General features: G+C 61.7%; 10 protein-coding genes. 4 read left to right on the forward strand and 6 right to left on the reverse strand.

Translation table 11 applies throughout. The features are described 5' to 3' along the window. The first annotated feature begins 125 nt into the window (after nucleotides 1-125). Nucleotides 126-2,399 carry a HelD family protein gene (locus QP305_RS04425; protein WP_284904176.1) on the forward strand — a complete coding sequence of 758 codons (2,274 nt, stop codon included), beginning with the start codon at nucleotides 126-128 and terminating at the stop codon, nucleotides 2,397-2,399. A 166-nt stretch (nucleotides 2,400-2,565) separates the two neighbouring features. Then, complete coding sequence (locus tag QP305_RS04430; protein WP_284904177.1) at nucleotides 2,566-4,668, forward strand: AMP-binding protein; 2,103 nt, start codon at nucleotides 2,566-2,568, stop codon at nucleotides 4,666-4,668. Between the two features lie 88 nt (nucleotides 4,669-4,756). Here the strand turns inward: QP305_RS04430 and nrdR are convergent, their stop codons facing one another. Both nrdR and QP305_RS04440 read right to left on the reverse strand, forming a co-directional pair. Further along, nucleotides 4,757-5,260: a transcriptional regulator NrdR gene (nrdR, locus tag QP305_RS04435; protein ID WP_026428570.1), complete on the reverse strand. Its 504-nt coding sequence runs from the start codon at nucleotides 5,258-5,260 to the stop codon at nucleotides 4,757-4,759. A 114-nt stretch (nucleotides 5,261-5,374) separates the two neighbouring features. Beyond that, entirely contained in the window at nucleotides 5,375-5,989 is a 615-nt protein-coding gene (locus tag QP305_RS04440; protein ID WP_284904179.1) for a LysM peptidoglycan-binding domain-containing protein, read from the reverse strand. A gap of 183 nt (nucleotides 5,990-6,172) precedes the next feature. On the opposite strand from QP305_RS04440, the gene lexA reads away from it, so the two are divergent. Then, nucleotides 6,173-6,880: a transcriptional repressor LexA gene (gene lexA / locus QP305_RS04445; RefSeq protein ID WP_284904180.1), complete on the forward strand. Its 708-nt coding sequence runs from the start codon at nucleotides 6,173-6,175 to the stop codon at nucleotides 6,878-6,880. A gap of 144 nt (nucleotides 6,881-7,024) precedes the next feature. On the opposite strand, the gene QP305_RS04450 is transcribed toward lexA, so the two are convergent. Continuing rightward, a complete protein-coding gene (locus tag QP305_RS04450; RefSeq protein WP_284904181.1) occupies nucleotides 7,025-8,965 on the reverse strand; it encodes an ATP-dependent DNA helicase in 1,941 nt (646 codons plus the stop codon). Then, nucleotides 8,962-10,467: a GTPase HflX gene (gene hflX, locus QP305_RS04455; protein ID WP_284904182.1), complete on the reverse strand. Its 1,506-nt coding sequence runs from the start codon at nucleotides 10,465-10,467 to the stop codon at nucleotides 8,962-8,964. The genes QP305_RS04450 and hflX overlap by 4 nt, the downstream gene beginning before the upstream one ends. A 151-nt stretch (nucleotides 10,468-10,618) precedes the next feature. Here hflX and QP305_RS04460 point away from each other — a divergent pair, with 151 nt between their 5' ends. After that, nucleotides 10,619-11,218, forward strand: a complete 600-nt coding sequence (locus QP305_RS04460) for a class I SAM-dependent methyltransferase (RefSeq protein WP_284904183.1) — start codon at nucleotides 10,619-10,621, stop codon at nucleotides 11,216-11,218. Nucleotides 11,219-11,285: 67 nt separating this feature from the next. On the opposite strand, the gene miaA is transcribed toward QP305_RS04460, so the two are convergent. Then, nucleotides 11,286-12,200: a tRNA (adenosine(37)-N6)-dimethylallyltransferase MiaA gene (gene miaA / locus QP305_RS04465; RefSeq protein WP_284904184.1), complete on the reverse strand. Its 915-nt coding sequence runs from the start codon at nucleotides 12,198-12,200 to the stop codon at nucleotides 11,286-11,288. Beyond that, entirely contained in the window at nucleotides 12,197-12,784 is a 588-nt protein-coding gene (locus tag QP305_RS04470) for a regulatory protein RecX (protein ID WP_284904185.1), read from the reverse strand. Before QP305_RS04470 ends, miaA begins: the two co-directional genes overlap by 4 nt. Nucleotides 12,785-12,878 lie beyond the last annotated feature (94 nt).

The raw sequence follows: 12,878 nt of genomic DNA on the forward strand, positions 1-12,878 counted from the left end.
ACCGGCTGATCACTGTCGTTCCCGTCACCGCACTATAGCGCGCCCCGGTGTTTTCCGTAATAATTGATTGTTACTTTTTTGCAGGACGCCACCCGATAATTTTCGGTCATCAGGAGGAGCCGCTCGTGGTTAACGATCCTCACAGTGCGCGCGAGGACGCGATACGGGAAGAACAGCTTTTCGTGGACACTGCGTACCGTGCCCTTGACCGCCAGCGCGAGGCTTACGCCCAGCGCCTGGCCGCGGTTCGCAGTCAGAGCGGTCAGGAAAGCGCCGGTGAAATGACCGAGCGCGATTCCTTCGCCACCCATTACGAAGATAATCTCACCCGATTGCGGCGGGTGGAAAACCGCTTGGTTCTTGGGCGGCTCGACACCCGCGAAGGCGAAACGGATCACATCGGGCGTATCGGCTTGAAGGACGAGGCCGGGGATATCCTGCTTCTGGATTGGCGCGCCCCGCAATCCGAACCGTTTTATCGGGCCACGGCGGCCCATCCGGGGAAGGTGCGGCGCCGGCGCCATATTCAGACGCGCCTGCGCACCGTGACCGGCGTGGAAGATGAACTTCTTGATTCTTCGCAGGCCTCCTCGGATCTCAATTTGACGGGTGAGGGCGCGCTCATGGCGGCGATGAATGCGGCGCGCGACGGGAAAATGAACGATATCGTCGCGACGATTCAGGCCGAACAGGACCGTATTATTCGCGCCGATTCCAATAATGTGCTCGTGGTTCAGGGCGGGCCGGGCACCGGGAAAACGGCGGTGGCCCTCCACCGCGCGGCCTATCTTCTCTACACCCACCGCGAGCGCCTGGCGCGTTCCGGCGTGCTCATTGTGGGCCCCTCGCCGGTCTTTTTGCGCTATATCGATCAGGTGTTGCCTTCGCTGGGCGAATCAGATGTGGTGTCGACGACGATTGCCGGGCTGGTGCCCGGCGTGACGGTCAGCGCCGTCGACACTGCCCCGGCCGCGGAGATCAAAGGGCGCCTGGTGTGGCGCACCATTGCCCCGCGGGCGGTGCGCACCCTCCTGGAGCGCCCGCTACGCCGCCCCGTGCGGATGCGCATCAGCGGGGTTGATGTGCGGTTGACCCCGCAGGATGTGGAGAATGCGCAGCGGCGGGCCCGCCGCACCGGTAAGCGCCATAATGAGGCCCGCGATACCTACGCGAAATACCTCGTGGATGTATTAGCCCGCCAGGTGGCCGAGGGCCAGGACGTTGATCTTTCGGAAAACCCGTGGATTATTGCGGACGTGGCGGAAAGTATTGACGCGCGCCGGGAGATTAATTTGCGTTGGATGCCGTCCTCCGCGGTGGCGCTGCTCGAGCGCCTGCTCACCAAGCCGCATCTACTTGCCGAGGTAGCCCCCGAGCTGAGCGCTGCCGAGCGAGCCGCGCTCGCTCGTCCGGCCGGGCACGGTATTACTATCGCGGATATTGCCCTCATTGATGAATTCGCTGAGGTCCTCGGGCCTTTTGCCACCGATGCGGAGCGCCATGCGCGGGCGGCTCGCGATGCGGCCGAGCGCAATCGGCTTAGCTACGCCGGGGAAACGATGGAGGCCCTGGGCGTGGGCGGCGGGATAGTGAGCGCGGAGCTGCTAGCCGAACGCATGGGCGGGCGCGGGGACGGAAGTTCGCTGGCCGAGCGGGCCGCCGCGGATCGTACCTGGACGTACGGGCACGTGGTGGTTGATGAGGCGCAGGAGCTCTCCCCCATGCAGTGGGAGATGCTCATTCGGCGCAATCCCTCGCGTTCCATGACGGTGGTCGGTGACCTGGACCAACGCCCCGACGGTTCCCCGCACGCCGGCTGGGAAGGGCTGCTGGGCCGCCTGGCTGATCGGGTACGGGTAGAAGAACTCACGGTTTCCTACCGAACACCGGCCGTTATTTTGGATACTGCCGGTGCGGTGCAGCGCGCCGCCGGGGTGGCGGTGCGCCCCGTGCGTGCGGCGCGCACCGAGGGCGGTGCCGTGGAGATTGCTGAACGTTGCGCGCCGGGAACCCTTGGGGCGGGCGCTATTGCGGCGACGGCGCAGGTGTGCCAGCGCTTGGATACCCGCTACGGGCAAGCCGGTACCCTCGGGGTTATTGTGCCGGAAGCTCGGGTCGCGCAGGTGGCGGCGGCTATCGGCGCGGCTCCGGAGCTGGGTGAATGGACTGTGGATGTAACGGGGCGCGATGTCACGGCGCGTATCCAGGTTCTCACGGCGGTCCAATCCAAGGGCTTGGAATTTGACGCTGTTGTTCTGCTGGAACCGGCTGAGATTTTAGCCGAAGGGCCGGGCAATATTTACGTGGCGATGACGCGCCCCACCCAGCTTCTTTCTGTGGTTTTCGAAGGGGAGCTCCCCGCCGGACTCACCGCGAGCGCGGCGGATACAGGTGTCTAGCTGCACCGTGGAGCGCTGGCGGGCTTAGGTTCGCCGGACGGGGTTCGCCGCGCGTGGGTTCGTAGGCTGCGGTTTGCCGGACGTGAACCGCAGCTCCCAATTGTTACCACTATGATTGATTAGTCAATGCTGTGAGGCTGCCGTTCGGGTGGGTGAAGGAGTAGGAATGACCGTGAAACCTTGGCTGGATATTTACCCGGAGTGGGTGCCTTCCGATATCACGGTGGATGAGGAGACTTTAGAAGAGTCGCTCCTGCGCGCTGCTGACCGGTACCCCCATCGGGTGGCCTTGGATTTCCTCGGTGCGACGACGAGTTATCGCGAACTCGTTGAGCGTGCCCGCAAGGTTGCTACGCTGCTGCGTAATTTAGGGGTGCAGCGCGGGGATACCGTAGCCCTGGCTTTGCCGAATTGCCCGCAACATATGTATGCCCTGTGGGGTGCGATCCTGACGGGGGCAACCGTGGCGGAGATGAATCCGCTGGCCCCGCAACCCGAATTGCACCGCCAGATCGCGATGGTTGATGCGCGGGTTGTTATCGCGTGGGAGAAGACCATTGCCACGATGGCACCGGCCGCCGATGACCCGCGCCATTATTTCGCGGTTGATCTTTCCCGTGATTTGCCACTGACATCGCGGATGCTTCTCAAGCTTCCGGTGGCCCAGGCCCGCACCCAGCGCGCTCGTTTGCGCGGGGAGGTTCCCCCTCATGTCGCTTCTTTTGATCGGGAGTGGCGGAAGGCGGCCCCGATGGATCTTGCAACGTTCCGTAAACCGCAAGCGGACGACGTCGCTGTCTATATGTTCACCGGGGGTACAACGGGAAAGCCGAAAGCGGTTATGCTCACCCACCGGAATTTGGTGTCTAATCGTAAGCAGATTATTGCTTGGGTGCCTTTTGAGGCTGATCATCACGAGGTGATTGCCGGGGTGCTTCCCCTCTTCCATGCCTTCGGTTTCACCCTCATGATGATGTGCGCCCTGGATCTGGCGGCTACCGCTATTTTCTTGCCGAATTTTGATATTCCGTCTCTCTTGGCTGCTCAGAAGCGCCGCCCCATAACGGTACTGCCCGGGGTGACTCCCATGTTTTCTCGTATCCTTGCCGAGGTGGAGAGGCGGGAAGCCGCCGGGGAAACTATTGACCTGTCCTCGATTCGTTTCGGGGTGTCCGGCGCAATGGCGCTGCCGGATGAGGTGGCGCGCCGCTGGGAGGAACGCACCGGAGGCTTCCTCATTGAGGGATACGGGATGACCGAATCTTCTCCGGTGGTTTCCGGGTCTCCGATGAGTCCGGATCGGCGCCCGTCCACTTTGGGCGTTCCTTTCCCCGGCACCGAGGTGCGTATCGCCAATCCCGATAATTTGGCGGAGGACGCCGTGGATGTGGGTGAGATTTTGGTGCGCGGCCCGCAGGTTTTCGCTGGTTACCTGGGCGAGCCGGAGGAAACGGCGCAGGCGATGTTCGAGGATTGGCTGCGCACCGGTGACCTGGGGCGCTGGGATGGGCCTTTCGTTGTTATGGCGGATCGCGCAAAGGAAATGATTAATTCTTCCGGTTTCAATATTTACCCTTCCGAGGTGGAAGAGGTTCTGCGCGGGATGCCGGAGGTGCGCGATGTGGCCGTTGTGGGGATTCCCGCTGCGGAGCGTGGCGAATCGGTGGTGGCGGCTCTTGTTTTAGAGCCGGGATCAACGGTTGATCTGGCAGCGGTGCGCCGCTGGGCGGAGGGTAGGCTCGCCCATTACGCGATGCCCTCCTCCATCGCTCTTTTTGACGCGCTTCCCACGTCCCAATTGGGGAAAGTGATGCGCCGCTCGGTGCGCGAACAGCTGGATAATTTCGAGCTGAAAGCCGGCGTATGGGTGAAGAAAGCCGGCGCGGTTGCAGGTAGTGCTACTACCGCGGTGAGCGATATGACCCGTGAGACTTTCGAGCGGGTCTTGGCCGGGTTGGAGACCACATATAACCTGACTGTTGATCAGATTCAAAGCTGGGCGTCCAGTGTCACGAAGTCCGCTGCGGAAAGTGGCGATGCGGTACGCCAGTGGGTGGATAAAACGGCCCCCAGTGGCGAAACGATTGCTGCTTTTGTGCGCTCCGCGGGAGCCACGCTGGAATCTTTTGCCACGTGGGTGGTGCGTTCCGGTCACGACCTGGTTGCTGGCACTACACGATCCGTCACACCCGCAGCGAAAGACAAAGGTGCCACTAGAGACGACGCGACCGATCAGAAAGACCGCGCCAAGCCCGAAGAAACCGCATAGCCCCGGCCACCGGAACATCCGGCGCTATCGGTAGTACCCTGCGCCGACGCAGTTCTTTGCGCGTGGAACCATCAGGCGCGTAGAACCCTCAGGATTGGGGTTTCGAGAAATCCGGCGATTCGGATGCAACTGGGACATCCGGATCCTGGCGTAGATCTGCAATGGCTCGCTCAAAGTCGTCAATGGAATCGTAATTCGAGTAGACCGAGGCGAAACGCAGGTACGCGACCAGGTCAAGAGCCTTGAGCGGTTCGAGAATGGCAAGACCAATATCATGCGCATCAATCTGCGAGCTTCCCGAGGAGCGGACTTTTTCTTCCACTTGGGCTCCGAGCAGCGCAAGTTGATCTTCGGTAACCGGACGCCCCTGACAGGCTTTCCCCACCCCGCTAATAATTTTCTGACGGGAGAAAGGTTCGGTAGCACCCGAGCGTTTGACAACCACGAGGCTGGCAGTTTCCAGCGTGGAGAAGCGCCGGTGGCAGTTCGGACATTCACGACGACGGCGAATGGACAGACCGTCATCAGCGGTACGAGAATCAATCACCCGTGAATCAGGGTTGCGACAAAATGGGCAATGCACATTAATCATTCTAAATGTCTCAGCTATAATACGCCAACCGCATAACTATGACAGACCCGCTAGTGCTACCCGTGGTACTACCCGCACCGACCGTGCCGCCCGCGCACAGCCGGTAGCTCGGGACTAATAGCCTGGAATCTCCAACACCTGGCCGGGAACCAGGTCATGAGAAACAAGTCCGTTGAGATTGACAATATCCGCCACCCCGGTGGAAATATCCGGAACACCCGGAATACTGGCAGCAATGCTGGCCAGAGTATCCCCGCCCTGCACGGTTACCGTGGCCATTCCCGTTTCCAGGAAAGTGGTGCCCACGATCATGGCAAAGCTGGCCAGCAGGAGGGTGACTGCGATAGTCAGTGCTACCCGCACCCCCATGCGAACAATGACATCCAGCGAAGCTGGAGCGGTACGCGAACGGACCGCCACTGGCTCTGCACGTTGGGTAGCTGACCGGGCAATCGACTGCGGCGCAAAAGCCACCGGACGGCGCACCGCACCCAGGGCCGGCGTATTCCAACGCCGACGAGCTTGCACCACCCGCAGCGCGGTAACTGAAGCTCCCCCGCGGACACTTCCGCGGGCATCCCCACAATCATCCCCGCAGCGCACTTCTTCCCCGCGCAGCTCACGATATACAGCAGCCGGATGCTCACCCACCACCCGCAGTTTCGGGTGCCGCCGGCTGGTGTGAGCACGGCTAGTTTCCCGCGGAATCTCCTGGTATGCGACACTCATTTTTCACTCCTCGAACATTCGTTCGCCGAACATCTGTATGTTAGACTAGTACGACAGTGAGGGTTTGTCTAGAACGTTCGTTCGATTCCGTTCGCTTCGGTAACGTTCCGGGCCTCGCCCTCATAGAACAATTCAAACCCGCCCTTACGACATAAAAATCGGCACGAACTCTCGGGAGTGCATATGGATCGTCCTCAGCTCACAGCTCGCCAGGCAGAGATACTGGACGTTGTTATTAACGGGATCGTCACCCACCGCGTCCCCCCAACGGTGCGGGAAATTGGTGAGGAAGTAGGAATGTCTTCCCCTTCCTCGGTGAAATACCAGCTCGATGCACTGGAAGAAAAGGGCTATATCTCACGTAACCCACGCCGGCCACGCATGATTGAACTCACGGAAGCGGGGCTCGCCCATGCCCGTAGTTCTCGCAGCGATTCGGCATGGGAAAGCACACTACTCCCCGTGGGTGAACCCGCTCAGAGAAGCCTGGAATCCGATGTGCCGGTTGATATTAGCGAGGCGATCAATGTTCCCGTTGTCGGGAAGATCGCGGCTGGGGCTCCAATTCTGGCCGAAGAACTCATAGAAGATGTTTTTCCGCTCCCGCGCCAATTGACTGGAACCGGTGAGCTTTTCACGCTAAAAGTGCAGGGCGAATCAATGATTGATGCCGCGATTTGCGATGGGGACTGGGTGGTGGTGCGCCGCCAGCCCACCGCGGAAAACGGGGAAATTGTTGCCGCCATGATCGATGGCGAAGCCACGGTCAAAGTCCTCCAACGCCGCGATGGCCACGTCACGCTACTCCCGTGCAACCCCGCCTACTCCCCCATTCCCGCCGATGATAGCGAAGTGCTCGGCCGCGTCGTCATGGTACTGCGCACCCTCTAAGCAACCTCGGGCGGAGCCGGCTGAGCGCTAAGTCCCAGGGTTGAGCTGCCTCCGGGCTGAGGCCCCGGGCCCAGCCATTGCCACGCCCACACTTGTGGCAGGTCAGCCTCCCGCCGCGAGGCGGCGTCGTCGTACTACTTCCCGTTACCCAAGCTGTTCCGCGAGCCGGCCCAGGGCCGCACGCACCACGGCACCGTCGGCCGTACCCCACATACGCGGAAGGGAGGCACGCAAGAACCCGCCGTAACGCGCCGTCACAAGCCGCGGATCCAGAATCGCCACCACGCCCCGATCAGCCTCACTGCGGATCAGGCGCCCGGCCCCCTGCGCCAGCAGCAAAGCAGCATGCGCGGCAGAAACATCCATGAAGCCGTTAAATCCACGCTCGTTAGCCCGCCGCGAACGTGCCTGCACCAATGCGTCATTGGGGCGCGGGAAGGGAATCCGATCAATCGTCACCAGGCGGCACGTCAGGCCGGGCACATCCACGCCCTGCCACAGCGAAAGCGTGCCAAAAAGCGAGGCATGCGGATCCGCCGCGAAATCCTTAACAAGCGTGGGCAACTGGTCTTCGCCCTGCACGAAAATCGGCAGGTCAAGGTGATCACGAGCGAAAGCCGCGGCCTCATTCGCGGCCTTACGGGAAGTGAAAAGGCACAGCGCCCCGCCCCGGGAAGCCTCAATTAACTCCACGAGTTCGCGCAGGGTTTCCTCCCCGTACCCATCCTTTCCCGGCACGGGCAGGTGGCGCGCAATATAGAGAATGCCCTGCTGGTGGTAGGTAAAAGGAGAGCCGACGTCGATTCCCCGCCACGGCCCCTGGCTCGGATACGAAAAACCAATCTGCCGAGCGGCCAGGTCAAAACGCCCGCCAATAGCGAGCGTGGCGGAGGTGAGAATCGCGGGGCGCGCCTCGAAAAGAGTATCCGCCAGCGGCGCGGACACGTCGAGAGGCGCCGCGCACAAGCTCGACCGCCCCTCCAGATCACGGGATACCCACACGACGAGAGAGCCGTTCGCCACCTCGTCACTGACCATCGCACTCACCATATCGACGCAGGTAGAAAGCCGGTGGCGCACCACCGCTTTCGTTGCGGCATCCGATTCGGTACTACCGGGCAGAGCTGCGACGTCGTTCTCCACCAGCTGCAATTCACGCAATAGCAACATAAGAGCGTCCTGCAGGGGCGCCGGAAGGGAAGTGAGGCGACCTTCCTCCAGCTCATCAAGAATATCGACGACGCCGTTACGGGCCCGTTCGATCCCATCAGCCAAGATTTTTTCGCGGCGCAGTAGGCGCGCCAATCCCGTGATCTCGCCGTGGGAGAGCGCGAAGGTGAGTTGGCTGGTGACCCGGTCAGCCAGATCATGGGCTTCGTCCACGACGAAAGCATCCACGTCGGGGAGCACCGGGGTGCCCGAGCTATGCACGCCCAACATCGCATGATTGGTAATGACGATATCCGCTTCGGCGGCCTCGGTGCGGGCGCGCACCGGGAAGCACACCTCGCGCAGCGGGCACTTGACGCCCACGCATTCGGGTTTACTCAAGGAGACTTGGCGCCAGGCACGCTCCGAGACACCGGGAACAAGATCATCACGGTCCCCGGTCTCGGTTTCCGCGGCCCATTCGCGCAAGCGCATCACTTCTTCGCCGGTTGCGCTGGCGCCGTATTCCCCTTCGGCGCGGCTGACCAGGGCATCATCCTCCGGGTAGCCGCCGTGGACTTTACGCAAACATACGTAATTATTCCAGCCTTTGAGCAGGGCAATATGCGGTTCGTGGCCGGTTACGGCGCTGACGGCCCGCGCCACCCGCGGCGCGTCCTGCCCCACGATCTGGCGCTGCAAGGCGAGGGTGGCGGTGGAAACGGCCGCGCGCTGGCCGGTGCGCACCGACCATTCCATGAGCGGGACCAGGTAGCCGATAGATTTCCCGGTGCCCGTCCCGGCCTGAATCAGCAGGTGGGAGGAGTCCTCCAGCGCGGTGGCGGTCTCCTCGACCATGCGATTCTGCCCTTCGCGGACCGCTCCCCCGAGATCCGCGACCACCAGCTCGAGGATCTCGGTTAGTTCTTTCCTCATGCCCGCATCCTGGTGGGCACGTCTGTTTGGGCACCCCAGCGGGCCTCAATCTGGCCCGCAATATTTGCCCGCACCCGCGCGTGGATGCGAGTTCCGGTGGGCAGATACTCAAGTTCTTCCAGGAGTTCCCCCTCTTCCAGGATCCGTGAAACAAGATCACCGCGCTCGAAGGGAATGACCGCGTCGATTTCAATATTCGGGTGGGGCAGTTCTTCTTCGATGCGCGCGAGGAGCTCATCAATACCCGCCCCGGTGTGGGAAGACACCGCGATAGCGGACGGGTAACGGGAACGCAGCGCGGTCAGATCGACCGGAGCGGCAATATCGGCTTTGGAGAGCACAATAATCTCCGGGATATCGCGGGCCCCGGGCACATCCGCAAGCACCTCGTGCACGGCGGTGACCTGCGCGACCGGATCCGCATTGGAGGCATCCACGACGTGGAGGAGGACATCCGCCCCGTCCACTTCCTCAAGGGTGGAGCGGAAAGCTTCCACCAGCTGGGTGGGCAGATTCCGCACGAATCCCACGGTATCCGAGAGCGTGAATTCGCGACCTTCCGGGGTGATGGCTTTGCGGACCGTCGGATCAAGAGTGGCAAAAAGCGCGTTTTCCACCAGAACATTCGCACCGGTGAGCCGGTTGAGCAGCGAGGATTTCCCAGCGTTGGTGTAGCCAACCACCACCACGGAGGGAATCCCGGTACGGCGCCGTTCGGCACGCCGAGTGGAACGGGCCGGTGCCATCTTTTTGATATCGCGGCGAAGCTTTGCCATGCGTTGGCGGATGCGGCGTCGATCCAATTCGAGCTGGGTTTCACCCGGGCCGCGCGATCCAATGCCGGCACCACCAGCCACCTGCCCGCCGGCCTGCCGCGACATCGATTCACCCCAACCGCGCAGGCGCGGGAGGAGATATTCGAGCTGCGCGAGCTCGACCTGGGCTTTGCCTTCTTTCGATTGGGCATGCCGCGCAAAAATATCGAGGATGAGCGCGGTGCGGTCGATTACTTTAACATTGACGATATCTTCGAGGGCGCGCCGCTGGGAGGGCGCGAGCTCGGTATCGACAATGACAGTATCGGCTTCCTGGGCTTCGACCATCGCAGCGAGTTCGCGGGCCTTGCCGGCGCCCAGGTAGGTGGCGCGGTCGGGTAGCGCGCGGCGCTGGATAACCCCGGCCAGTACCGTTGAGCCGGCGGTATCGGCTAATGCGGCAAGCTCGCGCAGGGATTCTTCGGCGCGGGGGCGGTCCTCAGAAAAGACTCCCACGAGGATGACTCTTTCGAGGCGAACCTGGCGGTATTCAACATCGATGCCTTGTTCGCGTTCGATACCGCGCGCCAGGCCTTCCACTTCCTGAAGGCCGGTGTGGTCACGGTGGATGCTATCGGTATTGGCCTGCCAGGCGGTATCGGCTTGGAGTACCGTGCCGCGGCGGGTGGAGATATCGACATCACCGACGTGGTGCTTGTGTTCATGTACTTCGTTGCTAATGGCCACGTTCTCCTTTGTATTCGCTTTTATTTTCTCACGTTGCGCCGGAGTTTCCTACCGGGAAGTGGCACGCGTGCTTCAGGTATGTGCGCGGGATTTTTCGCGAGAGTTTGCGCGAGAGTTTCCGCGCCGCTGCACGCTCCTTTAAGCTGGTGTTATGACTTCGCACTACTTTTCAGAGCATCCGGATACCGCGAGTAATGCGCGCACCCTCGAGGTAACGATCCGCGGACGGGACTATTCCGTTACGGTCGACGACGGCGTCTTTTCCGGCGGTGGCCTCGATAAAGGCACCGCAGTGCTCTTACGAAAAGTGCCCGAGCCGGAGCTGGAGCCGGGCGATATCGCGGTGGATCTCGGGTGTGGCTGGGGGCCGATCACCTTGGCTTTGGCCGCCGAGGCACCTCAGATTATCGCGGTGGATGTGAATGAGCGGGCGCGCGAATTGACCCGTATGAATCTTGAGGCAAACGGCCTGCATGGTGAGGTGTTGGCTCCGGATGAGGCTCTGGAACGCTTGGGTGAGAAGTCGATTCGGTTGCTGTGGTCAAATCCTCCTATCCGTATCGGGAAAGCTGCCCTGCATGAGCTGCTCACCACGTGGTTGGGCCGTCTGAGTGATGACGGGGAAGCGTATCTGGTTGTACAGAAGAATCTGGGTGCTGATTCCCTTGCTTCCTGGCTGGTAAACGAGGGGTATCAGTGCGAGAAGATTGGTTCCTCTAAGGGATTCCGGGTCTTGTACGTACGCCGGTAGTGATACGGGAGCTAACTCGATACTGACGGAAGCGCTCCTTCGGTAACCGCCGCGCCGTTCCTCGGACTCACCGAGTGAGTTTCGTGAGGATGCGCGCGGCTAGCTGGGCTGGCGTGTCCGTACCTGCGTCCAGCCAGGTGATGCGGGGATCGGCCCGGAACCACGAGCGTTGCCGGCGCGCGAGCTTTCGGGTGGCGATACGGATCTCTTCGGTTCCTTCAGCGAGGCCAAGAGTGCCGTCCAGGATGGCCATGGCTTGGGGGTAGCCGGTTGCCCGTGATGCGGTGGGCGCTTCCCGCAAGCCTCGGCGTAGCAAGCCGGCGGTTTCTTCCAGGAGCCCCTCCCGCATCATCTCATCAACCCGCTCGTTAATAGCGGCGTGAAGATCGGCTGATTCCCGGTGGATCGCGAAGATATGCACATCCTGGTAGTGGGAGGTATGGCGCGGAAAACTCGGGGTATAGGGCTTTCCCGTCAGTCGAATAACTTCCACGGCACGAATGACGCGGCGTTCATTACGCGTATCGATGGTGGCGTATGCCTGCGGATCGCGTTCCTCTAACTCCCGCAGGAGCCGGGGATAATCACAGCGAGCTTCCTCCGTAATCGCGGCGCGCAACCCGGGATCAGTTCCAGGGAACTGCAATTCATCAAGAAGCGCAGATACATAGAGCCCCGAACCTCCCACCACCAGCGGAATTTTCCCCGCCGTGGTGATAGCAGCGAGATCCTGCCGGGCATGCTTCTGGTAGGCCGCAACCGAAGCTTCTTCCGCGATATCCAACTCATCAATCTGATGGTGGCGAATTCCGCGCCGCTGGGAAACCGGAAGCTTGGCGGTACCAATATCTAAGCCGCGGTAGAGCTGCATGGCATCGGCGGAGATGATCTCCACTTTTTGCGACCCGCCCAGAAGCTCCGCCAGCTCCAGCGAGACGGATGTTTTTCCGCTTGCGGTGGGGCCCACCACTGCAATAATCACCCGGCCACCGCCTCATCTGCCGCGTAACCGTACTGATCATCATCAGTTTGCTCCGCGGCGAGTTCTTCCGCGGCGCACTCCTCAGCGACGCACTCCTCCGCGGCGCGTTCTTCTAGGAGCACCGCGCGGGCTTGGCGGAGCGCCTGGGCGCATTGTTCGGCCGTGAAGCCGCGCCGAGCCAGCATGGCGTAGGTGCGTTGGGCGAGCGTTTCCGGTTTCCCGGAGGCGCTGCGTAGCTTCTTGAGAGCAAGCTCCACCGCCGAATCGAGTTCCGCTTCCGGTTCGATATCAGCAAGTACTTCCTCGATGATGCTCGCGTCTACGCCTTTACGGCGCAGCTCCGCTGCGATGGCGCGCCGGGAGGCATTCTTATCACGCCGGCGAGCCACTGTGAGCGTGCGCGCAAACTTGGCATCGTCAATATAGCCGGCCGTCTCGAATTCGTGGAGTACCCGCTCAGCCACGGCTTCCGGCACCTGGCGGGTGTGGAGCGCCTGGCTGAGTTGATAGCGGGAACGATCCATCATGCCGAGCTGGCGATAAACAATATCCCGAGCCCGGTGCAGGTGTTCCTCTTCACTCAAGGACTCGAGGTCAGGCCCTCTCCGAGCGCCGCGCCCATCTCTACTAGCACCGCGCTGTGAACGGCCGCCGCGACGCACGTAACTAGCGCCGCAT

The organism is Actinotignum timonense (assembly GCF_030216305.1).
Taxonomy (GTDB): domain Bacteria; phylum Actinomycetota; class Actinomycetes; order Actinomycetales; family Actinomycetaceae; genus Actinotignum; species Actinotignum timonense_A.

Coding starts and splice junctions, on each gene's coding strand:
- nrdR (WP_026428570.1), bottom strand. CDS start 5,260: ATGATTAATGTGCATTGCCCATTTTGTCGCAACCCTGATTCACGGGTG.
- QP305_RS04430 (WP_284904177.1), top strand. CDS start 2,566: ATGACCGTGAAACCTTGGCTGGATATTTACCCGGAGTGGGTGCCTTCC.
- QP305_RS04440 (WP_284904179.1), bottom strand. CDS start 5,989: ATGAGTGTCGCATACCAGGAGATTCCGCGGGAAACTAGCCGTGCTCAC.
- QP305_RS04460 (WP_284904183.1), top strand. CDS start 10,619: ATGACTTCGCACTACTTTTCAGAGCATCCGGATACCGCGAGTAATGCG.
- lexA (WP_284904180.1), top strand. CDS start 6,173: ATGGATCGTCCTCAGCTCACAGCTCGCCAGGCAGAGATACTGGACGTT.
- QP305_RS04450 (WP_284904181.1), bottom strand. CDS start 8,965: ATGAGGAAAGAACTAACCGAGATCCTCGAGCTGGTGGTCGCGGATCTC.